At 36.1% G+C, this 25,647-nt stretch carries 28 protein-coding genes; 8 read left to right on the plus strand and 20 right to left on the minus strand.

Features of this window, described 5'->3' with window-relative positions; genetic code table 11:
- Positions 1-285: 285 nt before the first annotated feature.
- Positions 286-1,137: a GLPGLI family protein gene (locus BOQ64_RS10850; protein WP_129059714.1), complete on the plus strand. Its 852-nt coding sequence runs from the start codon at positions 286-288 to the stop codon at positions 1,135-1,137.
- Between the two features lie 83 nt (positions 1,138-1,220).
- Positions 1,221-1,991 carry a cyclase family protein gene (locus BOQ64_RS10855; RefSeq protein ID WP_129055169.1) on the plus strand — a complete coding sequence of 257 codons (771 nt, stop codon included), beginning with the start codon at positions 1,221-1,223 and terminating at the stop codon, positions 1,989-1,991.
- A gap of 264 nt (positions 1,992-2,255) precedes the next feature.
- On the opposite strand, the gene BOQ64_RS10860 is transcribed toward BOQ64_RS10855, so the two are convergent.
- The 6 genes from BOQ64_RS10860 to BOQ64_RS10885 form a co-directional block, all read right to left on the minus strand.
- Positions 2,256-3,008: a succinate dehydrogenase/fumarate reductase iron-sulfur subunit gene (locus BOQ64_RS10860; protein WP_129055171.1), complete on the minus strand. Its 753-nt coding sequence runs from the start codon at positions 3,006-3,008 to the stop codon at positions 2,256-2,258.
- A gap of 12 nt (positions 3,009-3,020) precedes the next feature.
- Complete coding sequence (locus tag BOQ64_RS10865) at positions 3,021-4,937, minus strand: fumarate reductase/succinate dehydrogenase flavoprotein subunit (protein ID WP_129055173.1); 1,917 nt, start codon at positions 4,935-4,937, stop codon at positions 3,021-3,023.
- A 12-nt stretch (positions 4,938-4,949) separates the two neighbouring features.
- Positions 4,950-5,606: a succinate dehydrogenase cytochrome b subunit gene (locus tag BOQ64_RS10870; RefSeq protein WP_129055175.1), complete on the minus strand. Its 657-nt coding sequence runs from the start codon at positions 5,604-5,606 to the stop codon at positions 4,950-4,952.
- A 16-nt stretch (positions 5,607-5,622) separates the two neighbouring features.
- Positions 5,623-7,053: an anion permease gene (locus BOQ64_RS10875; protein WP_129055177.1), complete on the minus strand. Its 1,431-nt coding sequence runs from the start codon at positions 7,051-7,053 to the stop codon at positions 5,623-5,625.
- Between the two features lie 21 nt (positions 7,054-7,074).
- The gene (locus BOQ64_RS10880) at positions 7,075-8,241 is read right to left on the minus strand and encodes a porin (RefSeq protein WP_129055179.1); all 1,167 of its coding nucleotides are present in this window, start codon (positions 8,239-8,241) and stop codon (positions 7,075-7,077) included.
- A gap of 244 nt (positions 8,242-8,485) precedes the next feature.
- On the minus strand, positions 8,486-9,535 hold the full coding sequence (locus BOQ64_RS10885) for a linear amide C-N hydrolase (protein ID WP_129055181.1): 1,050 nt from the start codon (positions 9,533-9,535) through the stop codon (positions 8,486-8,488).
- A gap of 347 nt (positions 9,536-9,882) precedes the next feature.
- Between BOQ64_RS10885 and BOQ64_RS23835 the strand changes: the two genes are divergently transcribed.
- From BOQ64_RS23835 to BOQ64_RS10900, 4 genes are all read left to right on the plus strand, one after another.
- Entirely contained in the window at positions 9,883-11,163 is a 1,281-nt protein-coding gene (locus tag BOQ64_RS23835) for a GAF domain-containing protein (protein WP_262708752.1), read from the plus strand.
- 64 nt (positions 11,164-11,227) lie between these two features.
- The gene (locus BOQ64_RS23840) at positions 11,228-12,103 is read left to right on the plus strand and encodes a sensor histidine kinase (RefSeq protein ID WP_228448317.1); all 876 of its coding nucleotides are present in this window, start codon (positions 11,228-11,230) and stop codon (positions 12,101-12,103) included.
- Positions 12,104-12,122: 19 nt separating this feature from the next.
- Positions 12,123-12,674, plus strand: a complete 552-nt coding sequence (locus tag BOQ64_RS10895) for a biliverdin-producing heme oxygenase (RefSeq protein WP_129055183.1) — start codon at positions 12,123-12,125, stop codon at positions 12,672-12,674.
- Between the two features lie 119 nt (positions 12,675-12,793).
- Positions 12,794-13,720, plus strand: a complete 927-nt coding sequence (locus BOQ64_RS10900) for a malate dehydrogenase (RefSeq protein WP_129055185.1) — start codon at positions 12,794-12,796, stop codon at positions 13,718-13,720.
- A 114-nt stretch (positions 13,721-13,834) separates the two neighbouring features.
- Here the strand turns inward: BOQ64_RS10900 and BOQ64_RS10905 are convergent, their stop codons facing one another.
- The 7 genes from BOQ64_RS10905 to BOQ64_RS10930 form a co-directional block, all read right to left on the minus strand.
- Positions 13,835-14,752, minus strand: coding sequence for an alpha/beta fold hydrolase (locus BOQ64_RS10905; RefSeq protein WP_164975792.1), 918 nt, complete (start codon positions 14,750-14,752; stop codon positions 13,835-13,837).
- A 46-nt stretch (positions 14,753-14,798) separates the two neighbouring features.
- The gene (locus BOQ64_RS10910; RefSeq protein ID WP_129055189.1) at positions 14,799-15,272 is read right to left on the minus strand and encodes a PaaI family thioesterase; all 474 of its coding nucleotides are present in this window, start codon (positions 15,270-15,272) and stop codon (positions 14,799-14,801) included.
- 146 nt (positions 15,273-15,418) lie between these two features.
- A complete protein-coding gene (locus tag BOQ64_RS23845) occupies positions 15,419-15,859 on the minus strand; it encodes a hypothetical protein (protein WP_228448318.1) in 441 nt (146 codons plus the stop codon).
- Positions 15,811-16,140 carry a hypothetical protein gene (locus BOQ64_RS23850; RefSeq protein WP_228448319.1) on the minus strand — a complete coding sequence of 110 codons (330 nt, stop codon included), beginning with the start codon at positions 16,138-16,140 and terminating at the stop codon, positions 15,811-15,813. Before BOQ64_RS23850 ends, BOQ64_RS23845 begins: the two co-directional genes overlap by 49 nt.
- Before the next feature lie 12 nt (positions 16,141-16,152).
- Complete coding sequence (locus BOQ64_RS10920; RefSeq protein ID WP_129055191.1) at positions 16,153-16,416, minus strand: hypothetical protein; 264 nt, start codon at positions 16,414-16,416, stop codon at positions 16,153-16,155.
- A gap of 67 nt (positions 16,417-16,483) precedes the next feature.
- Positions 16,484-17,035 carry a putative glycolipid-binding domain-containing protein gene (locus BOQ64_RS10925; protein ID WP_129055193.1) on the minus strand — a complete coding sequence of 184 codons (552 nt, stop codon included), beginning with the start codon at positions 17,033-17,035 and terminating at the stop codon, positions 16,484-16,486.
- A gap of 48 nt (positions 17,036-17,083) precedes the next feature.
- Entirely contained in the window at positions 17,084-17,692 is a 609-nt protein-coding gene (locus BOQ64_RS10930; protein ID WP_228448320.1) for a Crp/Fnr family transcriptional regulator, read from the minus strand.
- Positions 17,693-17,795: 103 nt separating this feature from the next.
- Here BOQ64_RS10930 and BOQ64_RS10935 point away from each other — a divergent pair, with 103 nt between their 5' ends.
- On the plus strand, positions 17,796-19,136 hold the full coding sequence (locus BOQ64_RS10935; RefSeq protein ID WP_129055195.1) for a M28 family metallopeptidase: 1,341 nt from the start codon (positions 17,796-17,798) through the stop codon (positions 19,134-19,136).
- Positions 19,137-19,246: 110 nt separating this feature from the next.
- On the opposite strand, the gene BOQ64_RS10940 is transcribed toward BOQ64_RS10935, so the two are convergent.
- The 4 genes from BOQ64_RS10940 to BOQ64_RS10955 form a co-directional block, all read right to left on the minus strand.
- Positions 19,247-19,783 (minus strand): GNAT family N-acetyltransferase, encoded by a 537-nt coding sequence (locus tag BOQ64_RS10940; RefSeq protein WP_129055197.1) that lies wholly within the window; start codon positions 19,781-19,783, stop codon positions 19,247-19,249.
- Between the two features lie 11 nt (positions 19,784-19,794).
- Positions 19,795-20,187 (minus strand): VOC family protein, encoded by a 393-nt coding sequence (locus BOQ64_RS10945; protein WP_129055199.1) that lies wholly within the window; start codon positions 20,185-20,187, stop codon positions 19,795-19,797.
- A gap of 40 nt (positions 20,188-20,227) precedes the next feature.
- Entirely contained in the window at positions 20,228-20,671 is a 444-nt protein-coding gene (locus tag BOQ64_RS10950; protein WP_129055201.1) for a hypothetical protein, read from the minus strand.
- 65 nt (positions 20,672-20,736) lie between these two features.
- Positions 20,737-21,012 carry a hypothetical protein gene (locus tag BOQ64_RS10955; protein ID WP_129055203.1) on the minus strand — a complete coding sequence of 92 codons (276 nt, stop codon included), beginning with the start codon at positions 21,010-21,012 and terminating at the stop codon, positions 20,737-20,739.
- A 103-nt stretch (positions 21,013-21,115) separates the two neighbouring features.
- Between BOQ64_RS10955 and pafA the strand changes: the two genes are divergently transcribed.
- Complete coding sequence (gene pafA / locus BOQ64_RS10960; RefSeq protein WP_129055204.1) at positions 21,116-22,762, plus strand: alkaline phosphatase PafA; 1,647 nt, start codon at positions 21,116-21,118, stop codon at positions 22,760-22,762.
- Positions 22,763-22,821: 59 nt separating this feature from the next.
- Here the strand turns inward: pafA and BOQ64_RS10965 are convergent, their stop codons facing one another.
- From BOQ64_RS10965 to BOQ64_RS23855, 3 genes are read right to left on the minus strand one after another with little or no spacing between them, the layout of a single operon-like run.
- Positions 22,822-23,952, minus strand: a complete 1,131-nt coding sequence (locus tag BOQ64_RS10965) for a tetratricopeptide repeat protein (protein ID WP_129055206.1) — start codon at positions 23,950-23,952, stop codon at positions 22,822-22,824.
- On the minus strand, positions 23,949-25,172 hold the full coding sequence (locus BOQ64_RS10970) for a helix-turn-helix domain-containing protein (protein WP_228448321.1): 1,224 nt from the start codon (positions 25,170-25,172) through the stop codon (positions 23,949-23,951). The genes BOQ64_RS10965 and BOQ64_RS10970 overlap by 4 nt, the downstream gene beginning before the upstream one ends.
- Complete coding sequence (locus BOQ64_RS23855) at positions 25,145-25,555, minus strand: hypothetical protein (protein ID WP_228448322.1); 411 nt, start codon at positions 25,553-25,555, stop codon at positions 25,145-25,147. The genes BOQ64_RS10970 and BOQ64_RS23855 overlap by 28 nt, the downstream gene beginning before the upstream one ends.
- Between the last annotated feature and the right edge of the window lie 92 nt (positions 25,556-25,647).

Raw genomic sequence — 25,647 nt, forward strand, 5'->3', positions numbered from 1 at the left:
AAGCATTTTATTAATAAATGGTTTTTTGTTTAAGTAACATAATAAATTAATTCGATTTTATATGAAAATTTTTTAATCGAAAAATATGTTTTTATCAGATAAACAGCTGCTTAACATAATATGAGATATTCTTTAGGTTTGAGTTAGTTCTATATATTTGAGAACTAATTAAAAATATATTTTATGAAAAAAATTGCTGTAATTAATATTTGTTCATATTAATTATTTGCACTTATGATCTAATAAAGTTATAAGTGCATTTTTTTTACAATCAAAAATAATTCTATGTATTATTATAAAAAAATATTTCAATTATTATTCTTATTTTTTAGTGTCTTATTTTTTTCTCAATTACATAAAAAAGATACTCTGCGTGGTGAATTTACCTATTTATTAAAAGCTAAATTGAGAACATTAACTCCTGATTATAAACATGAAGAATTTTTTTCATTACAGATAGGTGATAAACGTGCTTTTTTTGCAAGTACACAATCAATTAAGAGAGATTCTACATTTCAAACAACCCAACATAAGAAATTGGATAATGGTGGGATTCTTTTGAGTACAAAAGGAATGAATATACCAAAAACCCAATTCTATTATATAATTATACAATCAAATGAAAACATACAGTATTTTGAGTCTGTTTCAATGTCATTACTTATGTATAAAGAACCCGTAATAAAAAATTGGAAACTTATAGACGAAACAAAAATAATCAATACAATTACTTGTAAGAAAGCAGAGGTTTATTTTAAAGGTAGAAACTGGATAGCATGGTATTCTCCTGAAATTCCGCTGCCCTATGGCCCATATAAATTTAGTGGTTTGCCAGGACTAATTGTCAAAATAGCAGATGATAAAGAAGAATATGATTTTGAATTGGTAAAATCTATACCTGCATCTAAATTAAAAGATAAATTAATTACCATTAAAAAGAGCAGATATACAGAAGTCATAGAAACAACACAGCAAAAATTAAAACAAGCAATTAGAAATGCTGATGCAAATGTTGCTGCTGTACTTGCAAGTTACGGAACTACTATTATACAAGGTCAAGAAACTATAAGGCAACGACAAAAAGAAAAAGAGAAAAATAAAAAATACGAAAACCCGATAGAATTAGAAAAAGAGTAGCAATAGCTAATCTTTTTTCGTCTGCTAACTATCTGTTCGTCTTTTTAGCTTATTCATTATCTTTGCCTCCTTAGCTAAATCATATGAAAACAACACTTGTCGATTTAACAAAACCTATTCAGTACAATGCAGGAGATCCTTGGTTTATGAGAGTTAAAATCAAACATAAATCCCACAGAAAATCCCATTGGCTGATTCGCCTGGCTTTGAATCTTCCCTTCAGACTTTTTCCTAAAAACTGGATTGGCTGGGCGGATGATACGATTAAAAATATGGGACTTCATGCTACGACTCATATTGATGCACCCTGGCATTATGGTCCTGTCGTAGAAGGAAAACCTGCTAAAACAATAGACCAGATTCCACTGGAATGGTGCTATGGAGACGGAATTGTGATCGACTGTACTCATAAAGAAGATTTTGTTGCCATTACTATTGATGATCTGAAAAAAGATCTTGATAAAAACGGAATCACGATTCAGGAAGGGAATATTGTTTTGATTAGAACAGATCGGGATAAACTGATGGGAACTCCGGATTTTGTAGAAAAAGGAACCGGAATGAACCGTGAAGCAACAGAATGGCTGATTGACCAAGGCGTAAAAGTAATGGGAATCGATCAATGGGGTTGGGATCTTCCCTTAAAATTTATGGCTAAAAAAGCAAAAGAATTGAACGATCCCGAATACTTCTGGGAAGGTCATCGCATAGGAATAGAAAAAGAATATCTACATATAGAACAGCTTACAAACCTCAAAGCTTTACCGCCATCAGGTTTCAAAGTCTGTGTATTTCCATTAAAGATTGTAGGTGGTTCTGCGGCTCCGGCAAGAGTAGTGGCTATGATGGATTAACACAAATAGATCAAGTGCAAAACTTAGTAATATTTTAGGAGATGTAGTGGATATGCATATGCTTAGAAAGAATCAATGAAATTGATTCCATCCTTTGCTCCCTTGAAAGTATAAGGTTATGTGCTAAAAACTTTACGTTAAATAAAATACAAACAATATTATCCTTCACCTTTTTGAGACTGGTTCATAAAAAATAGAAAGAGCAAACTTGCATTTGCAAATTCGCCCTTTCACACATTATCATTTTTAGCGTTCTTCGTTTATTTAGCTTTTTTTATTGAAAAATAAAGCTCTGTTGTATTCAAAATTCATTCTGGCAATATTCAGAACAGAAATTCCCTGTGGACATTCCACTTCACAGGCTTCCGTGTTGGAGCAGTGCCCGAATAGTTCAGTATCCATCTGAGAAACCATATCCAGCACACGCTTGCTTCTTTCTTCTTTACCCTGAGGCAGTAATGCCATATGAGAAATCTTGGCAGAAGTAAATAAAGCTGCACTTCCGTTTTTACAAGTAGCCACACACGCACCACATCCAATGCACGCTGCAGAATCAAAAGCTTCTTCAGCCGTCTGGTGAGTAACCGGAATAGCTGTAGCATCAGGAGCCTGACCGGTGTTCACGGAAACAAAACCTCCGGAAGAAATAATCCTGTCAAAAGCAGAACGGTCTACCTTTAAATCTTTCTTCACTGGGAATGCTTCTGCACGGAAAGGTTCTATCAGAATAGTTTCACCATCTTTGAATGAACGAAGGTGAAGCTGGCAGGTAGTTGTATTTTTTAATGGACCGTGGGCGATACCGTTAATCATCATTCCACATTGCCCGCAGATTCCTTCACGGCAGTCGTGATCGAACTCTACAGGTTCATCTCCCTCAACGATCAGTTTTTCGTTTAAAGTATCCAGCATTTCAAGGAAAGACATGTGAGAATTTAATCCTTTAAGGTCATAGCTGACCAGTTTTCCCTCACTTTTTCTGTCCTTCTGTCTCCATATCTTAAGGTGTAAATCCATAATTTTTGTTTTTTATTTGTAACTTCTTACCGTTGGCTGTATTTCTTCAAAGAGTAATGGTTCTTTGATGAGTTCAGGTTCGCCATTTTCACCTGTCCATGCCCATGCTGAGATAAATTGATATTCTGCATCATTTCTCATGGCTTCTCCATCCTGAGTCTGGTATTCTTCTCTGAAGTGAGCTCCACAAGATTCATTACGGGTTAAAGCATCGTAGCACATCAGTTCCCCGATCTCAAAATAATCGGCAACACGGCCTGCTTTTTCCAGTTCTGCATTCATTTTGTCGCCTTGTCCGGAAACTCTTACATCTTTGTAGAATTCCTCTTTTAGCTTTCTGATCTCCTGAATCGCATATTTCAGCCCTTCTTCATTTCTGGCCAGTCCGCAATAATCATACAGTAACTTTCCTAATGTTTTATGGAAGTAGTCAACGGTTTTGGTTCCTTTGATATTCATGAAGTCCTGAATCTGGTTTTTGACAGCATTTTCAGCCTGTTCAAACTCAGCAGCATCCGGTGAAATTTTCCCGGTGTGAATTTCGTCTGCTAAATAATTGGCAATCGTATAAGGTGCAATAAAATAACCGTCTACAGAAGCCTGTAAAAGAGAGTTCGCTCCCAATCTATTGGCTCCATGATCCGCGAAATTAGCTTCTCCCAATGCAAACAACCCCGGAACGGTGGTCATCAGCTCATAATCTACCCAAAGGCCTCCCATGGAAAAGTGAGCAGAAGGGGAGATCATCATCGGTTCCTTATAAGCATCATATCCTGTAATCTTAAGATACATATCGAATAAGTTTCCATATTTCTCTTTGATCTTATCTTTTCCCTGCTCTTTTATTGCTTTGGAAAAATCTAAATACACTGCATTTTTCAACGGACCGATTCCAAATCCTGCATCAATTCTTTCTTTAGCCGCACGGGACGAAATATCTCTTGGAGCTAAGTTTCCGAATGCTGGGTATCTTCTTTCCAGATAGTAATCTCTTTCATTTTCCGGAATATCATTCGGTGCTCTGTTTTCATCCTGTTTTGCAGGAACCCAGACCCTTCCGTCATTACGCAATGATTCGGACATCAAAGTCAATTTAGACTGATAATCTCCGGATTGAGGAAGGGAAGTAGGGTGTACCTGAATCCAGCTTGGGGAAGCCATCAAAGCTCCTTTTTTATGGGCTCTCCAGATGGCAGAACCATTACATCCCATGGCCAATGTAGACAGATAATAAATCTTTCCATAACCTCCGGTTGCCAGTATCACAGCATGGGCAGCGTGCCTTTCAATTTCTCCGGTATCTAAATTTCTCACGATAATTCCTCTTGCTTTACCGTCAATAGTGACTAAATCAAGCATTTCATGTCTTGAAAATAGCTGTACAGAGCCTTTTCCAACCTGTCTCATTAAAGCCTGATAAGCGCCCAGAAGCAATTGCTGTCCGGTTTGTCCTCTGGCATAGAAAGTACGGCTTACCTGAACTCCCCCAAAAGATCGGTTATTAAGGTAGCCTCCATATTCACGGCCAAAAGGAACGCCTTGTGCCACGGCCTGATCGATGAGGTTTAAAGAACATTCTGCCATTCGGTAAACGTTAGCTTCACGGGCTCTGAAATCTCCTCCTTTTAAGGTGTCTACGAACATTCTGTACACACTGTCACCGTCATTTTTATAATTTTTAGCGGCATTTACACCACCTTGAGCAGCTACAGAGTGCGCCCGTCTCGGACTGTCCTGAAAACAGAATGCTTTCACATTATATCCCATCTCTCCTAAAGAAGCTGCAATAGAGCTTCCTGCAAGACCTGTTCCTACAACAATCACATCAAGCTTTTTACGGTTGGCCGGGTTCACAAGCTTGGCTTTCTTTTTATAATACGCCCATTTCTGTTCCAACGGGCCTTGTGGTATTTTTGAATCTAAAATCATGATGAGGTCTTTTTAATGATAAGTAAAGAATACATAAACAGGCATCAGGGCAAAACCTAAACTGATTATGATAGAGTAGGCTGTTCCAGCGATTTTAACCCATTTCACAAACTTAGGATGGTATAATCCAAGTGTTCTTACAGAGCTGTATAATCCGTGTATTAGGTGATAGCATAAGGCAATCATAGAAAGTACATAAATAACCACATACCACCATTCTTTAAATACCGTTACTACCAAAATATATAAGTCCTTGTTTCCGTTTTCATCCAAAGGTGGATTTCCGAATTTATAGACATACCAGAAATTCTGGAAATGAATTACTAAAAAGATCAGGATTAAAGTTCCGAGGATCCCCATATTTCTGGAAGCCCATTTACTGGCTCTTCCACGTCTGTCATTCTGATAACCGCCACCGGATTTTCTATTTTTCAGGGTAATTACCAGTCCATCTACGGCATGAAGAATGATACTGGCATACAAAACATAAGAAACTATTTTGATAATAATATTTCCTGATAAAAAATGCGAATAGGCATTAAATTGCAGATGAGCCTGCTCCTGAGGGAGAAAAAGCTGAAGATTTCCGAGGAAATGAATCAACAGGAAGAATCCCAAAAAGAGTCCTGTAAGGCACATCAGCATTTTTCTTGACAATGTTGATAACATATATTTGATTTAATAATTAATAATATCCTAAGACTTTCATCCATAGACCTCCTATAACCATATAGATAATTAAGAGTACGATTCCGATTTCAAGGCCTCGAAGCCACCAGGCTTTCAGATCTACATATCCACTACCGAAGAATACCGGTGCCGGACCATGTCCGTAATGAGTAAGTACCCCATAAATTGAACCCATAAAACCTAACATCATGGCTAAAAGCATAGGCGGAATTCCTAAAGAAACACCCACTCCCAAAAGTGCTGCATACATCGCCGCTACGTGAGCCGTTGCACTGGCGAAAATATAGTGACTGAAGAAATAGACAACAATGATAACTGGGAAGGCTACCTGCCAGCTCAAGCCACCAATCTGAATTTTGATAAGGTTACTGAACCAGCCAATGAAGCCCAATTCATTCAAAGAACTTGCCATCATTACTAAAACAGCGAACCAAACAATGGTATCCCATGCCCCTTTTTCACCTTTTACATCTTCCCAGGTTAATACTGAGGTTAATAGGAGTAAAGTTAATCCGATAAAGGCTGTAGTAGTGGCATCAATAGAAAGGGCTCCTCCAAAGATCCAAAGGAATAAAAGGATAAAGAAAGCCAGCAGCATCAACCATTCGTTTCTGGAAATAGGTCCCATTTCTTTTAGTTTCTGAGCCGCCATTTTTGGGGCATCGCCTGTTTTTTTCAATTCAGGCGGGTATAATTTGTATAAAACCAAAGGAACTACGAAAAATGCCACCAAACCAGGTACAAAACCTGCCGCAGCCCATGACATCCATGTGATATCAATTCCAAGATTGGCTGCAAACTTCTGACACATCGGGTTACTCGCTGTTCCGGTTAAGAACATAGAAGAAGCGATGAGGTTCATGTAGTAACTGTTCAAGGTTAAGAATGAACCCAGTTTTCTATGGGTTTCCGGTTTTTCAGGAACAGAATCAAAGCTTATCGCCATAGATTTCATAATCGGATAGATAATTCCTCCACCTCTTGCGGTATTACTTGGAATAGCTGGAGCCAGACAAACATCTGCCAATCCTAATCCGTAAGCCAATCCCAGTGAGCTTTTTCCAAAAACTCTGATGAATAGAAACGCAATACGGTTTCCAAGTCCTGTTTTGATAAATCCTCTGGCAATAAAGAATGAAATCCCGATCAGCCAGATCACTTTATCTCCAAATCCGGAAAGTGCTTTGGTAATAGATTTTCCGGCATCTCCTGGAGCTACAACCTGTGTAAGGGCTGTAAATCCAATGGCCATCATACACATGGTTCCCATTGGCGCGGCTTTCAGAATAATTCCTAAAATGGTTGCTGCAAAGATTGCAAACAGATGCCACGCATTCTGGGCAACCCCTTCAGGTGCAGGAATGAACCAGATGATTAACGCAACGACAAACGTGATCGCAACGTTTTTAATATTAATTTCTTTCATAATAATTCATTATTTAATCTGTTAAAATCTACTCTGTACTTGCACTATGAATAGGTTGTTATTGTATTGATTTGTATTTTCTACCTGATATTTGTAGCGGTCGAACTGTACACCCAGCTGAATTCTTGCTCCGTAATTTTTCAGGAATTCAAGCCCAACCATTGGAGTAATAGTCTGTCTTGGGTTGGAAGCCATTCTGAAATTGGTATCCAGATATTCATATCGACAAGACAATTCAAAAGCACTCAGGTTTTTGTGGTTAATCTCATATCTCAAATTCGGAAGGAAATAAGCTCCACGAATCAGGTATTGATCCGGATTATCAGGTCTTACTTCAGGAGCAATGGAGTTGTAAAGAACGTGGTTGGTGGCCTGTTTTGCTTCCAATTGCATATCAAGGCTCCATTTCGGATCAAACTGAATCATTGAGCTGAGGTCAATACCTACAGCATATACTTTTTTGCTGAAAACCTCACCAATACCACCATTCAGACCTACATTGAAATTATATTTCTTGGATAGTCCGAAAAGTAAACGGGTAGAATACTGTTTTCCATTGTCATTATCATTGATCTGATTTTTTCCGTTTCCGTTCACTACGGAAACTGCATATTGAAGTGGAATTTCTCCTAATTTTACCTGTCCTGTAGCAGAAAGTCCGATCTGGAAGCTCGTCCAGCCCAGTTTTCCGAATTCTGAATACTGATTAGACCAGTCCAATGATTTAATAATATCAATAGGGTACGTCTCTTCAATACCGAACCAAGGTCTGAACTGTCCTACTGTAAATGCCAATTTGGGACTGAAGGTATACTTCAGATAAGCATTTTCAAGAACTCTGCTTTTAGGATCATTTTTAAAATCTGCAAGATTAGCCAATGCAACAACTTCTGTACGTTTACTGATCTGTGCTCTTACCTGAATCCTCATATATTTCAACATGAAATTATTGCTGGTTCCTGATCCGTCAGAATGATGAAGACCGTTTACATCAACATCCTTGCTCATTCCTACCAGATATCGTGCCTGAAAAAGCCCTTTGATCTGAAGCTGAGGATACTTTACATTATCTTCTTCCTGTGGTTTTGGTGTGGTCTGTAGAGAATCCTGTATCTGTGCGTTGGCTGAAAACCAGCCCATGAGTATGCACAGCATCAGGCTTCTCTTTTTAAATGAAAAAAAGGCCATATCTATTAATTTAATTTTTGCTTTTTTGAAATTTTAAATAAGCATAAAAGTCTCTATCCCTATCTTTGAAAAAGTTGAGAAAATACACGGTACGTGCTCATAAAATGATAAAAACTTTTGGTGCTTAGTTCCTTCCCCATAGGAAAGAAATGATCTTATATCTCATCGTGAATGCAATCATCCGCGATTTACAAAACCCTTAATGTTTCAGATATTTTTATAAGAAACATTTAAGATTGAATCTTTATTCTAAACCTAAGAATTTGAAAGATGGAGTTTCTTTGAAACTGGTATTTGACTTACCGCTATATGTTTGATAGTTGCTCAGATCAAGTTTCATAACTTTTCCTTTTGCACTCAGATCAAAATCTTTAAGATCTACCCAGAATGTGTTTGGGGTGAAAACGGTTTCAAAATAATACACCAGATTCTTCTGATCCGAAACAGAACGCCATCTTGTAGAAGAAATATTAGGTTCTGTAGGAGAAGAAATTCCATAGGGTACAGAGCAGTTTCTGATGACACTGAATACACTGGCAACAGCAGTACGGGTATCAGCGGTTTTTGGAATGGCATCAATGTAGTAAGAAGCTCTCACAAAACGATCGGCAGCACGGTTGGTTCCCGGCAGCATTACCGTTCCCGGAATTCCTTTCCAGTAATTGTTAAGAGCAAGCTGCTCGTCAAAAATAGGAGAGTTGGTCATTACCGTGTAAGAAGGATCATGATGGATAACCAGTTTTCCATTAATATATTCTAGCACGGCATTATCTCCTGAAGCATCAGAAAGAGAAAGATGAATGGTGGTAAATCTTTCCGTTCCCGGAATATTATCACTTACTACTACAAAAGGTTCCTTTCTTGAAAACTCCACGGCTTCTTTCACGGTTGAGAAATTATCAAGGTAATATTGTGCCCATAAAGAAATGGCAAGCCCTTTTTTACCGCCTTTAGGATCGAATTTAGGATATTGAGATTCCCCTAGCCATAACATATTGGCTACTAATCCTTTTTCGTTCATCCCATCTGCAGAAGCAATATCCCAGGTAGAACTGATGACACTTCCGTATTTGGAGGTCCATTTTACAGATTTAGGACCGGTTTGGCCATTGCGGTCTATTCCTTTTGGAAAAACCCAGACATTAGCCGGAATCTCATCACGCCAGTCCATAGAGCGGGCTGTAAGAATAGTATTTTGTGGACCTTTGTACACAACGCGGGTACACGCTTCTGACGGATTCCATAATCCTACTGAAAGGACAAGAGAAAATAAAATTAATGGGAACTTTTTCATAATAGTATTATTTGAATTTAAAATTTATATTGAAATTATTGTGAATAATTCAATTGTTTTATAGTCATATTCATTATTTGGTGATATAAATTTAGTTAAAATTGTTTAAAGAACATAATTATTTTAGGTGATAAGCTGCATTTCATGTTATGAATCATGGTTTAATGGTTAAAAAGACTATTACTGGAAAATTTTTCGTATATTTTAGAGATATCATATAAAAAGAGATTGAAAATGAATAATTTTTCAATGAAAATATATGCTATTTTTCTGCGTTATAATTCTTGATCAATAGGCGGAAAATTAAATAGCAAACAAAGGGGGAAGCTGTTAAAAAAGCGTTATATTTGGTTGATAGACTGAAAAGAGATATGAATTTTGTAGAATGTCACGAAGAACCTATCCATATTCCCGGCTCTATACAAAGTTTTGGTTATCTGATTGGCATTGATGCAAAATCTCATTCCATTACTTTTTTCAGTAGGAATATATCGGATATTTTTAAAATCGGAAATCCGGATGAGGTATTCGGGGGGAAGCTTACGGATTTTCCGGAAAGTTTTCAGAATATTATAGATTCGGATATCTATACTTCCCTGGATCGCTTTACCAGACGGGAAAATGAAACATATTTTGATAAGATCTTTATTAATGAAAAGGAATACCATTTTTCTGTTTTCAGAAGCGGTGGATATATTTTCCTTGAATTTGAGGAAGTTCTGATGAATCCTGATAAGCGAATCTCCAATAAATATGATAATTTTTATGTGATAGATGATGAACAGGAACTTTGGAATCATCTTCTGGAAACTCTTTCTAAAGTGGTGAATTATGACCGGATGATGGTATATAAGTTCATGATGGATGGCTCAGGAAAGGTAATTGCGGAGAAGAAAAATGAAGAAATGGAAAGTTTTCTGTGGCTCCATTATCCCGAATCTGATATCCCGAAGCAGGCAAGAGAACTTTATCTGAAAAAAAGAAAAAGGATCTTTAGTAATGTCTATGCAGATACGGTTCCTGTTATCAGTAAAACCATTAAGGATGTTGATCTGAGTCTTTCCGCATCGCGGGCAATGTCTCCTGTTCATGGACAGTACCTTAAAAACGCAGGAGTATCTTCCAGTTTCAGTGTGTCCATTATTATTGATAATCATCTTTGGGGGTTGGTGACCTGTCAGAATGTAGATCCCAAACATATAGACCTTGAAGATAGGGTACAGGCCGGCATTTTTACCGCATTAGCTGCTAATGCTTATTCCTCTTTCAAATCAAAAAAAGAACTGAATCACCGTCTTGAACTGAATGAAAGAATTTCTCAGCTTAAAACAGAGTTCTTAAAGCATAATAATCTGTTTGATTCTCTTTGGGAGAGTAAAAGAGAGATGATGAATTTGCCTGAAGCAGATGGTCTTGCCATTGTATCCGATGAAAATATCATCACTGAGGGTGCAACACCTACGATTGACTGTATCCACAGAATTGTAAACTGGGCACTGGAAAATACAAATGACAGAATTTATGTCGACCGAAGTTTTCTCAAAAACTATGGTGAAGAGCTGAAACTCTCTGAAAATGCAGCTGGGATTATCATTATTTTATCGAAAGGGATAAAAATGAAATGCTGATCTGGTTCGCAAAGAATTTGATGAACATATTGACTGGGCAGGAAATCCGGAAAAGAAAATTGAAGTGTTTTCTCAAAATGGAGAAGACAGACAAATGATTTCTCCAAGAACCTCGTTCCGTATTTTTACAGAAAATATTAAAGGACATTCCAAAAGATGGAACTCCAGAAATATAAGTTCTGTACAGGCTGTAAGAGATCTTATTTTAGAAACGTCTCACAAGAATTATAATGCGATCAAAAGGCTGAATGATGAGCTTAAAAAAGTGAACGAAGAACTCGACAGTTTTTCCTACACGATTTCTCATGATCTGGGAACTCCTTTAACAGTTATGAAACTGAACGCACAAATGCTTTTGGGAAATCTTACAGATGGTTCTGAAAAGAGTAAAACGAAAATCAATACCATTATTGAAGAAATTGACAGTATGGCTGAAATGATGCAGGATGTTCTGCAATTGAGCAGGGCAAAGCATAGTGAAATACAGCTTGAAACGCTGAAAACCAGCAATACGATTCAAAAGATCTCAGATAATGCGAAGATCACCTATGGAAGTCCGAGAAGTGAAATTGTCATTAAGGAATGTCCGGATGTTCTTGCGGATAAAACCATGCTTCATCAGGTGTTTCTGAATATCATCAATAATGCCGTAAAATATTCGTCTCATAAAGATCAGCCTAAAGTTGAAATTGAAGGGACGGAAGATGGGCAAACCATTGTATACAGAGTCTCAGATAACGGAATTGGTATTCCTGAGGAAGAAAAACACAAAATGTTTAAAATCTTCAATAGAATGGATAATGCAAAGAAATTCAAAGGAAACGGAGTAGGACTGTCTATTGTTTACCGTATCATGAAGAGAATAGGCGGAAATGTAGATTATGAGAGCAATAAAGATGGTACATCCTTCATTTTAACGTTCAAAAAACCTTACATTTGAGAAACTTTAAAATGTAATTATGGTATCAGAATATCTTAAACAAAATACAGCAGACTATCACGATGCAGCCGAGAAACTTTTTAATTCTGAAAAGATTTTTAATAAAACCTTCACTTTAGAAGATTATAAAAAGATCATCCATACCAATTACCTGATGCTTCTTCACAGTGAAGATAAAATTTTCAACAGACTTTCTGACAAGTTTGCTGATAAGTTACAGCTTACTGAAAGAAAGAAACTTCCACTTATTGAAAAGGATCTTGCCAGTCTTTCTTTGGAAAATCAGTCAGCATCCCATCACCTTGAGTTTGAAAATGAACATGAAGCTTTAGGGGCAATGTATGTGATTGAAGGTTCAACGCTGGGAGGAAATGTAATTGCTAAGCAGCTTTCCAAAACAGAAGGTTTTGATGCAGTGACTTTTAACTTCTTCGGATGTTATCAGGAGAATACGGGACCTATGTGGAAGAACTTTAAGGAGGTTCTGGATACTGAAGTGGCAGAGGAAAAGTATGATGAAGTACTTTCCGGAGCGAAAAAGCTGTATACTTTTTTACTGAATGTCAACTAATTCCTTTTAATTCTAATAAAATTTCTGAAAAATTGCTCATTTTTTCAGGATTTATTAAATTTGGGAAGTTTCAAGTTTAAATAATAACTAAACAAATAAATAATTAAAAAAGTAACAATATGAAAGTAACTGTAGTAGGTGCAGGCGCTGTAGGAGCAAGCTGTGCGGAATACATCGCAATGAAGAACTTCTGTTCAGAAGTAGTTTTAGTAGATATTAAAGAAGGATTTGCTGAAGGTAAGGCAATGGATTTGATGCAGACAGCGTCTCTTAACGGATTCGATACAAAAATTACCGGAACAACAGGAGATTACAGCAAAACTGCAGGTTCTCATGTAGCAGTAATCACTTCAGGGATTCCAAGAAAACCTGGAATGACAAGAGAAGAATTAATCGGTATCAACGCTGGTATCGTGAAAGAAGTTACTGAAAACTTAGTAAAACATTCTCCGGAAGTAATCATCATTGTGGTTTCTAACCCAATGGATACTATGGCTTATTTAGTACACAAAACTTCAGGTCTTCCTAAGCACAAGATTATCGGAATGGGTGGTGCTTTAGATTCTGCAAGATTCAAATACAGATTGGCTGAAGCATTAGCAGCACCAATTTCTGATGTTGATGGAATGGTAATCGCTGCTCACAGTGATACAGGGATGCTTCCATTATTGAGCAAAGCTACAAGAAATGGAGTTCCGGTAACTGAATTCTTAAGCGATGAGCAACAAAAATATGTAATCGAAGAAACTAAAGTAGGGGGTGCTACCCTTACTAAATTATTAGGAACTTCTGCTTGGTATGCACCAGGTGCAGCTGTTTCTGTAATGGTTCAGGCGATTGCTTGTGACCAGAAGAAAATGATCCCTTGTTCATTAATGCTTGAAGGTGAATACGGTCAAAACGATATCTGCTTAGGTGTTCCTGCTATCATCGGAGCAAACGGAGTAGAATCAATTGTAAATGTAACATTGACTGCTGAAGAGCAATTGAAATTCGCTGAAGCTGCTAATGCAGTAAGAGAAGTGAATGGAGATCTTAAATTCTAATATACTGAATTTTATATAGGAAATCCGCGCCCGAAGGGCGCGGATTTTTGTTTTTATTGAAAAAAAATCTATGATGTCAGTAAGATTATTGAGGTTATAATTATTTCTTATGACTTATTGATTTGTATTTACAAAACGACTCACAGCATTCACAAAGTCTTTATTTTTCTCGTAATAAAGAAGATGTCCGCCATCAATGATCACTACTTTCTGATTGGGAAACCGGAAGGTTTTATAATGTTGAGTTCCGACTGCTTTATCTTTTTTTCCTGTAATGATAAGTACAGGAATTTTGATATCTTTTGTAGCAGGAGCATAATCGGCATAGTATTCCGGGAAGTCTTTAGGTTTTGAGATGACAGCCATTCCAAAGTCGATAATACGGGGATGGAGAGAATCTATTTTATCTGCCTCTTTTATGGTTTCTATATCTTCGGTCAGAAATTTATATCCAATTCTTTTTTTTCTTAAGGCACTGCTGATTTTTGAAAGCTCTGAGGAAAGACTATCCTTAGGAACCTCTCTGTTTTTTTTCTGTAAGAGATCGTTTCCATATTCAATCTGTTCTTTTACAGATTCATCATTCAGGAAATGGAGTGTGACATTGGCAAGGATAAGTCCTTTGGTATACTGTGGATATTTTTTGGCATAACTTGTCGCAATGATTCCTCCAAAAGAATGAGCCAGCAGAAAGATTTTTTTTAACTTGAGATATTGCCTCAGTTCTTCAATATCCTGAATCATTTTATCAAGATGATAATTTTCAGAAATGCCGGATTCGCCGGATCCGCGTTGATCCATATAAATCATCTGCATATTTTTTTCAAGATTGTTTCCACCCATCAGTTCAAAAGACGGATATCCCTGCCCAGGTCCTCCGGGAATATAGATACAGGCTTCTCCTTTTCCGGATACTTTATACTTGATCTTTACATGATCTGAGGTTTCATAAAAACCTTCAGATTGATGATTCTGAGCTGAAATGACAGTCAGGGAAACGAAAAAAAAGAGTAGAAAGGCAGTTGTTTTCATAGTATTATAACAATTATGAATGAGCATTTATTACTAAGAACAAAAATTATCTTCCTTTCGCTTTATCACCCCTCAAAGTCATAATTGTACTTGTCACTGCAGCCACCAGCTTCCCTTCAGTATTCGTAATTTCACATAGATATACAGTAATTGTTTTTCCGGATTGTATAGGTTTGGCGTGAGCCGTCAACGTATCCTTCCAGGTTGGGCGGAAAAAGTTGATTTTTAACTCTATGCTGGTAAAGCTTTCACCTTCGTTCATTAAGGTGGAGTGGGCAGTTCCGATAGCTGCATCTGCCAATTCACAAAGTAATCCACCATGAATGGTTCCCTGTTGGTTTCCATGAAGCTCTGTATCTGCATTGATGGCTACTTTTGCCTCCCCTAAAGCAATATCTGTGATTGTAAATCCTAGCGTCTTTGAAATGGCTGTTGGATAGATTTGAAAGGTGGTAAATTCTTCTACATTTTCACCGCTGACTACCTTTTTAAGATAGTCCAGAATTGGAATTGTTGTCATGGATTCAGTATGTTTATAAGAGTAAATATACTGATCTTAAGAAAGGTTTATTCATACAGAATACAACCATTTATTTTTTCTATTAAAATTTATTTTTCAGTAATTTTATAACCAATATTAACTTTCAGCCTCGTTCTTTCAGCTTACTAATAAAAATCATAATACAAACTCCATTCTCCGGTCTCCTTATTCTTTGCAAACATAAAACTGCCACTATGAATTACATTCAAATTAGCCTTATCATCCGAGGAAACCTGAAAAACAAACTCGAAGCCTTCTCCAAAACCATCCTTAAATCCGATACCAGGCTGGCAGAATGATGGATAGCCACCCAATTTAGTTCTGTAATTGTGCTTAATGATATCATAATAACTGTTGAAAAGCCCTTCTCTTTCAAGTTTCACAATGTCAGAGATTAAACGGTAGTCTATATCCTCAATTCCGCCACCATCCCATACAGGGGCATCTTTAGGATATAATTCGGAACGTAGTGGAAATGGTTTTAAATAAGAAACCGGACTTTGTAAATCCTTGATGACTATATTTTCCAAATCATCATATTCCCGGATAACCCAATGATCACCCATTTTTCAAGCATTTCCGGAAAATACTGAGAGACAAATACGGTAATTAATTTTTTATTCTTTATCAGTTCCGGTACAAAAGGCTGGTTGGGAAGGTAAAACTGAATAAGTGGCATCATAGGATCTCCATTTTTATCCAAAGGAATCTCTTCATCTTCAGCATAGGCAAATACCCGTCCGATCCATGATTCTTCCAAAACATTCAGAGGTCTGAAGCCACCAGTGAAAAATTCTGTAGCAGGCTTTTCTATTTTATCTTTAATTTCCTGAATTCTGTTATCCATTTTGTTATAATTTTAGTTTTCTTCTTCTTTAAAATCCTCCATCATCAAATTATGATATCCGTTGTATTCAGCTTTTTCTTCATCTGTAAAGGCATCAAGTTCCAATGTCAGATCTTTAGCTTCTAAAGTTGAAATCTGTTGATTATGTTGAGTAAACGCAAAACATCCGAGATAAGAAACTCCGCTGTCTTTTAATGCTCTTATTTTTTTGCTCAGCTCCTGTTGGTTTAGAATTCCACAAGTAAGGGCTGCTTCTTTTATTTCCGAAATAGTCATGGTGATTGTTGATGTTGAGTCAAAGATAAAGAAATGAATAAGGATAATGAAATTAAAGTTGAACAGGTTAAATTTCAGCTATTTTATCAAACAGTTTTGGATAATGAACCACCAAACCACTTTCATCAACTAAAATATCGGCTTTAAAATCGGTTTGCAGATTGTCATAGTGATAAGTTTGATGGTCAATTTTTGTGTACTGTTGAGTAACAGGTTTTACCAGATTATTGATAACATCAATATAAATGACTTTGATTTCCTGAGCCTCATTTTCAACCAGTTTTAGGCTGTTAATGGGTAAAGTGTTGGTGAAAGGAGTCAAAGAAATATCAATAAAGTTAAAACCTTCAAAATCCGGATTAACTACATTGTTTATTTCCCATTGATTCTGATATTTCTTGCCTGTCAGTATATTTTTAACCGTGTTAATCTCAGAATCAATCGTAAATTCCTGAATATTCCAATCACGATCAATAGCTAAACTATAATCTACAGTATAGATGTTGTTCTCATAGCAGCCAATAATTTTGGATGCTACTTGTATGTTTTTATCATTTTCCTGAATACTGAAATATTCCAGAGATTGAAAAGCAATTCCTTGCCAGATCAATATTTTCATTTTGTTTTTTTGTTGAATGTGATGATATTTTTAAGTAAGAAACTCCAGTTACCTGGAAATTCTCCGTTTTCTGATTCTGCTTAAAGTTTCTCTTGCGACTCCCAGAAATGAAGCCAGTTGGGTAAGGGAAATCCGCTGCAACATTTCAGGATATTCTTTTTCAAGATATTCCAGTCTTTCCTGTGCCGAATACAGTTTGAATACATTTGAAAATTCTTCCTGCTTAACGGCAAACTGACGGATACAGTGTCTTCCCAGTGATTCTATTTCGATGTGCTGCTCTGCAATTGTGAACAGTTTTTCCTTATCAAAAATCACAACATATAATTCCTCACAGGCAATCATATTGAATTCCGAATGTTTTTCGCTTCCAAAACTGCTGATATTGGTAGCTATTTCATTTTCAAAGAAAAAATTGGTGTTTTTTGTTACACCATCTATTTCATAATATGATCTGCAATATCCTTTATCAATGTAAAATAAAGATCGGCATATTTCACCTTCCTTCAATAGAAGTTCATTCTTTTTGTATCTCTTTTCAGAGAGTGCGGGCTGAAGTAATGCCCAGCTTTCATCTGAAAAAGAGGTAAGAGATCGGATATATTTCAGAAGGTTTTCCATAGAGAGACTTTTTGGAGATGTAGTAAAGTCTTTCAAAGATGCATATTTTTTATTTAAAATGTAGGTTGTTTCTTATCGTTAAGCCATTTGCAACCTTTTTCGTAATTTCAATGAATTAAAATAAATGGCAAAATCCATTATGAAAAAAATAATCCTCCCTTTTCTCTTTGCTTCTGCTGTATTTAATGCCCAGCAAACGGCTCATCAGGATCCTGAAATCATCAGTTATGTTTCACAGGTAAGTACAGATTCTCTGAAAAGTCATATCAATTCCCTGGTGAGTTTTGGAACGAGACATACCATGAGTTCAACTACAGATCCCAAAAGAGGAATAGGAGCTGCCAGAAAATGGATGCTGAAAAAATTCAATGATTATGCGAAAAATGCAGGGGGAAGAATGGAAGTTTTTCTACAGAATCAAACCATCCAGCCGGATGGAAAAAGAATAGACCGGCCTACCGATTTAGGAAATGCCATTGCGGTTATCCATGGAACAAATCCCAATGATAAAAGACTGTTCATGATGAGTGGGCATCTGGATTCGAGGGTAAGTGATGTAATGAACTTTAAAGATAATGCTCCGGGGGCCAATGATGACGGAAGTGGAGTAGCTGCATTGATTGAAAGTGCAAGAATATTGAGTACATCTAAATTTCCTGCAACTATTGTATTAGTGGCTTTTTCTGGAGAAGAACAGGGGTTGCTGGGATCGAAGATGTTGGCTGAAAAAGCAACCAATGAAGGCTGGCAACTGGAAGCTTTGCTGAATAATGATATGATTTCTAATAATCTCAGCAGTGATACCCATTTGACTAATACCCATCAATTAAGAGTCTTTTCCGAAGGTTTGCCTCAATATGAGCTGGATAAAAAAGCCCAGGATATAAGAAAGTTTGGATTGGAAAATGATGGAGAGCCAAGGCAGCTGGCAAGATACATTAAAGAAATAGGAGAACGGTATATTGATAACTTTCAGGTTAAATTGATTTATAGGAATGATCGGTTTCTGAGAGGTGGAGATCATACTCCATTTGTTGAAAAAGGATTTTCCGCTGTAAGATTGACGGAATTCAATGAAAACTTCAATCATCAGCATCAGGATATCAGAAAAGAGGATGGGGTACAGTACGGGGACTTACCGGAATTTATGGATTTTGGCTATTTTAAAAAGAATGTAGGAGTAAATATTGCAGTCCTGGCCAATCTGGCAAAGTCGCCTTCAAAACCAGAAAATGTAAAAATAGAAGTCAGTAAACTTACCAATTTTACAGATCTTTCCTGGGAAAAGCCTAAATCAGGAGAAATAACCGGATATTATGTGTTAATGCGTGAAACGGATGCTTCTGTATGGCAGAAAAAAATCTTTACCAAAGAAACTTCAATTAAGCTGCCATATTCTAAAGACAACTATTTCTTTGCTGTACAAGCGGTAAATGCTTCAGGAAATGAAAGCCTGATCGTTTTACCGAAAATCAAATAAAAGAACAGGAATTTAAACATTAATAGGAGCGGGCTATTATCATCCTGAGCGTAATCGAAGGAAGCCCGCTTTTATCATTAACGGCTTTAGTCAAAACCTAAAACCATCAGTTATTCCACATCCAGCGTCATGAAAAGAGCAATTTCCTCAGAGTTATCATACAATCTTGTGTTCACTCCGGTAATATTGAATCCCATTCTTCTGTAAAACTGTATGGCAGGATAATTCATGTTCTGAGTTTCAAGTTCAATAACCCTGCAGTTTAGTCTTCTTGCTTCTTTGAGGGCGTTTTTTATCAGCATAATTCCCAGTCCCTGCCTTCTGTATTGTTCATTAACAAGAATATTTTCGACGTAGAAGCTGTTGTTCCAGGTTCTGTGCTCACAGATGATCCAGCCCTGAAGCTCCCCATCTGCAAAAGCTCCGAAAGAAGTGTCTTGTTCAATGATGATATTAAGTTCATCAAGATCATCTGAATCGGTTTCCCAGGTTTTAGTGTAGGATAACTTCTTCTCTCTCAGAGTAAATTCAAAAGAACCTCCGAATTCAAGTGAAGAAACAGAGTAGATGACATCAGTAGAATATCCATTATTCCCCCAGTTTACACCAGGATTAGATATTAGCTTTTGTAGTTTTTTTATTTCCACGGAATGATTTTTTATTGAATTTCAGTACAGATTTCTACTAAATAATGATCAAGATCTTTGATGTAAGCCGTCTTTTGTCCCCAAGGTTTTACGGTAATATCTTCGTACAGAACTGCTCCGTTTTTTACTGCTTTTTCTACCAGGTTTTCTACATCGTCTGTCACAAATCCGAGTTCAATTCCAAAAGGTTTTTCTTCAGCTTTTGAAAGAAGGAATCCTTTTTTAATATTAGAGCTGGCTAATTCAACAGAAGTGAAGGAAAGGGTAGTTTCTCCTGTAATTAGTTCTCCATAATCTTTTTCCGGAGTGATAAATTTGATTTCGGAATCAAACGTGTTTTTGTAGAAATTCATGGATGATTCTACATCTTCTACATACAGGATAACATACTTAAACTTAATCATGATATTATATTTAGAACGGTTTTGTTGAGTTAAACTTGTTTTATTTTTTATTTAAAATATATTCTTCATCTACCATCAATTCAATGTGAGATACATTTTGAGGATAATATTTCAACCCTTCAAGATGACCAAAATAAACAGGATATTTTTGAGTAAGCTGTCTTACTTTGCTTCCAAAGGTGTTGAGGTTAACTGTTTGAATTGAATCTGTTCTCTGGCGACCATTCGTAAAGAAAAGCATCAGATTACAATGGCTATTGAAATCATGATTTTTATAATAAAATACATTGATACTTTCTTCCCGGCAGATAGATTTTAAATCATTGATGAAGAAATTCTTATCAGCCAAAGGCAGATTACAGTCAATTCTTATAGAAAGATTTTCAGCATTATTTTTTTTGAAATCTGAACCTACAATCTGTAGAAAACGATGCTCGTTACTTTCAAATTTTTCTCCTTCACTATGAAAGGTTTTAGTAGACAATGTTTTAAATGGAATGCTGGAATCTAAAATGATAGCATTTTCACGAATTAATAATTCTTCTATTTCTAGAGCAAACTGAAAATAAAAATCAAAAAGCAGATGGCTCCCAATACTGATGATGAGTTGATTTTCATTGATGTTAAGATGTAAAAAGCTTTTTTAAACCGGGTTTTCAGCTCTTCCAGTTTTCCAATAAAATCCTCCGGGTTGTTAACCTGAACTCTTACAACCAATTCAGCAGCGTTATCTGCATGACCACCATATCCTTCGAAAAATTTTAAAAACTTGAAATGATATAAATTTTCAGGAAATTTAAAGTACCAGTAGACTCCTAAAATCATGATGAATTTTGTTGAAAATTGAATAAAGATCAAATTTAAATAAAATTTCATGTTCTAAAACATTCAAAACCCCTAAATTTGTGATCAATAAAATTTTACTTGGATGCTTAGGAACATTTCAATTGCGGCAGCTACTTTCTTGTCCGTAGTTACAATCAATGCGCAGAAGAACAAAAATTCTCAATTAGATAGACCTAAATTGGTCGTAGGTCTGGTAGTAGACCAGATGCGTTGGGATTATTTATACCGTTTTTACAACAAATATGGAAATGACGGTTTCAAAAGACTTTTGAATACAGGATATTCTTTAAATAACGTACATATTCCTTATGTTCCTACTATTACAGCTTTAGGACATACTTGTATCTATACAGGATCGGTACCAGCTATTCACGGAATTGCAGGAAATGACTGGACAGATAAGGAAACTGGTAAAGGAGTATATTGTACAGCGGATGACAGCGTTCAACCGGTAGGAACAACCAATACTAAAACTGGAAGCCACTCTCCGAAAAATCTTTGGTCTACAACAGTAACAGACGAGTTGAGACTGGCAACTAATTTCCAGGGAAAAGTAATCGGAGTTTCTTTAAAAGACAGAGCTTCTATTCTTCCTGCTGGTCATACACCGAACGGAGCTTTCTGGTTTGATGACAGTACAGGGAACTTTATCACAAGTACATGGTATATGAATGATCTTCCTCAGTGGGTAAAATCATTCAACTCTCAGAATTTACCGGAGAAACTGGTAGCTAACGGTTGGAATACTTTGCTTCCGATTAATCAGTACACAGAGAGTGCACCGGACAATTCTCCTTGGGAAGGGCTATTAGGAAGTGCTAAAACACCTACATTCCCATACAATGATCTTGCAAAAGATTATCAGACTAAAAAAGATAACATCCGTTATACACCTTTCGGAAATACGCTGACATTAAAGTTGGCTGAAGCTTCTGTAGACGGAGAGAAATTAGGTGGTGATAACATAACAGATTTTTTAGCTATCAACCTTGCTTCTACGGATTATGCAGGACATAAATTTGGTCCGAATTCTATTGAAGTGGAAGATGTTTATATCAGATTAGATCAGGATTTAGCACAATTCTTCAACTACCTGGATTCAAAAGTTGGAAAAGGACAGTATACGGTTTTCCTTTCTGCAGATCACGGTGGAGCACACTCTGTAGGATTCCTGAAAGAACATAAAATCCCAACAGGTTTCTTTGGAGAAGGGGCTGAAAAGAATCTTAATCAAAAGCTGAAAGATAAATTCGGAGCGGATAAATTAATCAACGCGATAGATAACTACCAGATTTATTTCGACAGAAAAGTATTGGCAGACAGTAAACTTGAACTGGATGATGTAAGAAACTTCGCGGTTAAAGAACTTGAAAAAGATCCTACTGTTTTATATGCCGTTTCTGTAGACAGAGTGGCTGAATCAAGCATTCCGGAGCCAATTAAACAAAGAATTATCAACGGGATTAACAGACAGAGAAGTGGTGATATCCAATTGATCTCTCACGATTCTATGCTTCCGCCATATTCTAAAACAGGAACTACACACAGTGTATGGAACTCTTATGATTCACACATTCCATTGATTTTTATGGGCTGGGGTGTTCAGCAGGGAGAAAGCAATAAGCCTTATCATATGACTGATATTGCACCAACTGTTTCTTCATTACTGAAAATCCAGTTTCCAAGTGGAAGTGTTGGGAATCCAATCACGGAAGTTATGGGTAAATAAGCTGAATAACATAGATAAAAAAACATTCCATTTCGGAATGTTTTTTTGTTTTATACCCATCATGAAGTTCTTATGATCTGTTGGATTTCCTTTTGAAATTTTTTATTCTTTTTTCTAATTTTTAAAATGAAGTAAACTAAAAAAGGGATTAAAATTCCAGCGATGACAAAGGACAGAATATTCATATAATAATATTGGGATTTCAGTTTCCGGCTTTTTACAGAGGTTTCTTTATTGTGATTATCTATAACCTTGTTAATAGAGGATAATTCATTTTGCTTTCTCTTAAACCGCATTTCAAAATACTTTTTATTGTAGAGCTGATATAAATCCTGCTGTCCCATAGCGAGATAATTGTTGGCCATTTCATTATAAATTCCTTCATTCAGGATAATATCGCCTGTGTTTTTACTGAGGTTTTCAGCTTTTACCAAAAGGCTGATAGCGGTTTTGTTTTCATGTTTTTGTTTATAAACCTCAGACATTCCTTTTAAGGCAAATGCTTCCAGACTTTTTGCATTATTTCGCTGGGCACAGTCTATGGATTGTAAAAATGCCTGTTGGGCCTTATCAATTAGATTTAGGTTAAGATAACAATAACCAATATTGTAATATACAACGCTCATATTAGAGTAGGTTGTTTTCTTTACAGGGACTTTTTCAAAGTTTTTTATGGAGATCAGAAACTTTTCCAGAGCAATTTCAGAGTTGGACTGGCTTTTATAAATCATTCCTCTTATGGCGTAGATGGTAGCAGTTTCAATATATTTTTCAGTTGTTCCGTCCGTCAGCTTTGCCAGATATGGATCTGCCTCATTCAGGGTTTCAAGACTTTTGCTGAAGAGTTCCATTTGCTGATATTGTATAGCAACAGAGACAAGTACACTTACCTGGCTTTTGATATCATTGGTTTTTTGTGAGAGTTCTTTCGCTTTTAAAATATACATCAAAGATTCTTCAAAATTCCTTTTGGCAACATTGGCCGTTGAAAGAAGCATATAGATTTCAATAGATGTTTTGAGATCATTATCTTTTTTCAACAGTTGTTTTCCTATATCAATGGCTTTGTCAGGGTTATCATAAATTTCCAGTTTGGCTTTTTTGAATAGGGAAGTATACGAAGTGTTTTGCCCATTAATAAACATAAAGGACAGAAGGATTAATAAGAAAATTTTTAATCTTAATTTCATGATACTTTACTTTTACTGATTTCCTGAATATAAGCATTAGGAGACATTCCGGTAACGGATTTAAAAACGGTGGTAAAAGAACTGTGCGAAGAAAACCCCGAGTATTCTGCAAGATAACTTACCTTATAATTAAGAAAAGTAGGGTCTGTTTTTAATAAGTGGGCGATGTGGTTAATTCTTAATCTGTTAATATATCCATTGAAGTTTTTCTCCCTGTTATTAATGACTTCTGAAAGGTATTTGGTGTTGATCTCCATCTGAGCAGAAAGCATAGATAATGACATGTTTTTGTTCAGGTATCTGTTAGATTGTTCAAATTCTTCGAGTTTTTGAAGGATCTCTTCTTCTTTCTCTTTGGAGATTTTATTGGAACTTCTTTCTGTTTCAGAAGTATTTCTTATCAAGTCATTAACTGGAGGAATGTTTTGTTTTTGTTGATTATTCTGTCTTTCAAAGAAGTCAAATTGCTTTTTGAGATCTTTATTTTTGTTTTTAATAATCAGGAAATAAATCAATAGTCCAATGATGATCACAGATAAAATAAAAGTGGAAGTCCAGAAAGATTTTAAATAATTCTGCTTTTCAAATTCAAGGGTTTTATTTTGATTAGTTTCAACCAGTTTTACAATATATCGTATACCTTCTTTCGTACTGGAATCTGTTTTGGATCTTAAATCATTATAATATTTGTTGTATTGATGGTATTTGATATCATCATGAAGTGCAAAATAAGTCCGGGATAGCGATTCATAAATCTTAATCTTTATATTATTAAAAGGAAGATCTTCAATCAAAGACAACCCCAATTCCAGTTTTTGAGCAGAAGTTGTATAATCCTCTTGTAAAAAATAGTACCGGGATAGGTTTTCATAAGCTAAACTGAGTAAAAATGGTTGGTTTTTCTGTTTTTCAAGATCAGAAATTACATTCTCTATAAGTTTTTTATATTCAGTCAGCCTATTTTGCTTCATTAAATAGGAAGAACGGAAGATCTTATTTTCTGTTGTAATGATTTTATTTTCTTCATTATCATTATTGAGATACAGATCACTTCTATCAAGGTTTTTTAAGGCATTAGGATAATCTCTGTTGATTCCCAGATTCAAAGCCTGTAGCTGATAAAGTTTGGCTGTGGTGATTCTTAATTTGGGATCACTGCTTTTCAGAAGCTTTTGATCTGATAAAAGCTGAGCTATAATTTTCTTCGACTGATTATACAATCCCAGATTCTGATATTGGTCTGCAAGATTATAATCTCCAAAACCCGCATAAAATAAGACAGATCTTGATCCAGATCCGGATTTTCTTTCTGAGAAAAGCTATTGACAGACTGCATATAATCTCCCTTCATGGCAAAAGCCTGTGAAATAATATTTTGAAGTATAATTTTATCCTCTATATCCTGGTTGCTTACCAGAATTCCCTGAGTATAGATGATACAGTCGTCAGGATTTTGATACAGTTTCTGAAATGCCTTATCAGCAATAAGACTAAAGTCAGGACCAGACTGTCCATTGATAAAAAGGAAGCATAATGTGAAGGTCAGCAGGAAAATTCTTCCACTGTTTTTAATCATCTTTCTGAATAACAATTTATTTTTCATGTTTTTCTTAGCAATCTGCCTGGAAACCGTCTTCAAATTTGGGTTTATTTAAGTGTTTGATTATTATGTTTTTAAGTTTTTTATTCTTTTGA

Source organism: Chryseobacterium sp. CH25 (assembly GCF_004119455.1).
In the GTDB taxonomy this organism is placed as follows: domain Bacteria; phylum Bacteroidota; class Bacteroidia; order Flavobacteriales; family Weeksellaceae; genus Chryseobacterium.

What these genes read in the sequence shown, in the direction of transcription:
- BOQ64_RS10900 (WP_129055185.1), top strand. Translation starts at nt 12,794, where the DNA reads ATGAAAGTAACTGTAGTAGGTGCAGGCGCTGTAGGAGCAAGCTGTGCG.
- BOQ64_RS10855 (WP_129055169.1), top strand. Translation starts at nt 1,221, where the DNA reads ATGAAAACAACACTTGTCGATTTAACAAAACCTATTCAGTACAATGCA.
- BOQ64_RS10920 (WP_129055191.1), bottom strand. Translation starts at nt 16,416, where the DNA reads ATGACTATTTCGGAAATAAAAGAAGCAGCCCTTACTTGTGGAATTCTA.
- BOQ64_RS23850 (WP_228448319.1), bottom strand. Translation starts at nt 16,140, where the DNA reads ATGGATAACAGAATTCAGGAAATTAAAGATAAAATAGAAAAGCCTGCT.
- BOQ64_RS10865 (WP_129055173.1), bottom strand. Translation starts at nt 4,937, where the DNA reads ATGATTTTAGATTCAAAAATACCACAAGGCCCGTTGGAACAGAAATGG.
- BOQ64_RS10965 (WP_129055206.1), bottom strand. Translation starts at nt 23,952, where the DNA reads ATGAAATTAAGATTAAAAATTTTCTTATTAATCCTTCTGTCCTTTATG.
- BOQ64_RS10860 (WP_129055171.1), bottom strand. Translation starts at nt 3,008, where the DNA reads ATGGATTTACACCTTAAGATATGGAGACAGAAGGACAGAAAAAGTGAG.
- BOQ64_RS10880 (WP_129055179.1), bottom strand. Translation starts at nt 8,241, where the DNA reads ATGGCCTTTTTTTCATTTAAAAAGAGAAGCCTGATGCTGTGCATACTC.
- BOQ64_RS10850 (WP_129059714.1), top strand. Translation starts at nt 286, where the DNA reads ATGTATTATTATAAAAAAATATTTCAATTATTATTCTTATTTTTTAGT.
- BOQ64_RS10875 (WP_129055177.1), bottom strand. Translation starts at nt 7,053, where the DNA reads ATGAAAGAAATTAATATTAAAAACGTTGCGATCACGTTTGTCGTTGCG.
- BOQ64_RS10885 (WP_129055181.1), bottom strand. Translation starts at nt 9,535, where the DNA reads ATGAAAAAGTTCCCATTAATTTTATTTTCTCTTGTCCTTTCAGTAGGA.
- BOQ64_RS10910 (WP_129055189.1), bottom strand. Translation starts at nt 15,272, where the DNA reads ATGACAACAATTCCAATTCTGGACTATCTTAAAAAGGTAGTCAGCGGT.
- BOQ64_RS10955 (WP_129055203.1), bottom strand. Translation starts at nt 21,012, where the DNA reads ATGATTTTAGGAGTCTACTGGTACTTTAAATTTCCTGAAAATTTATAT.
- pafA (WP_129055204.1), top strand. Translation starts at nt 21,116, where the DNA reads ATGCTTAGGAACATTTCAATTGCGGCAGCTACTTTCTTGTCCGTAGTT.
- BOQ64_RS10945 (WP_129055199.1), bottom strand. Translation starts at nt 20,187, where the DNA reads ATGATTAAGTTTAAGTATGTTATCCTGTATGTAGAAGATGTAGAATCA.
- BOQ64_RS10935 (WP_129055195.1), top strand. Translation starts at nt 17,796, where the DNA reads ATGAAAAAAATAATCCTCCCTTTTCTCTTTGCTTCTGCTGTATTTAAT.
- BOQ64_RS23845 (WP_228448318.1), bottom strand. Translation starts at nt 15,859, where the DNA reads ATGGGTGATCATTGGGTTATCCGGGAATATGATGATTTGGAAAATATA.
- BOQ64_RS10895 (WP_129055183.1), top strand. Translation starts at nt 12,123, where the DNA reads ATGGTATCAGAATATCTTAAACAAAATACAGCAGACTATCACGATGCA.
- BOQ64_RS10870 (WP_129055175.1), bottom strand. Translation starts at nt 5,606, where the DNA reads ATGTTATCAACATTGTCAAGAAAAATGCTGATGTGCCTTACAGGACTC.
- BOQ64_RS23855 (WP_228448322.1), bottom strand. Translation starts at nt 25,555, where the DNA reads ATGAAAAATAAATTGTTATTCAGAAAGATGATTAAAAACAGTGGAAGA.
- BOQ64_RS10905 (WP_164975792.1), bottom strand. Translation starts at nt 14,752, where the DNA reads ATGAAAACAACTGCCTTTCTACTCTTTTTTTTCGTTTCCCTGACTGTC.
- BOQ64_RS10925 (WP_129055193.1), bottom strand. Translation starts at nt 17,035, where the DNA reads ATGAAAATATTGATCTGGCAAGGAATTGCTTTTCAATCTCTGGAATAT.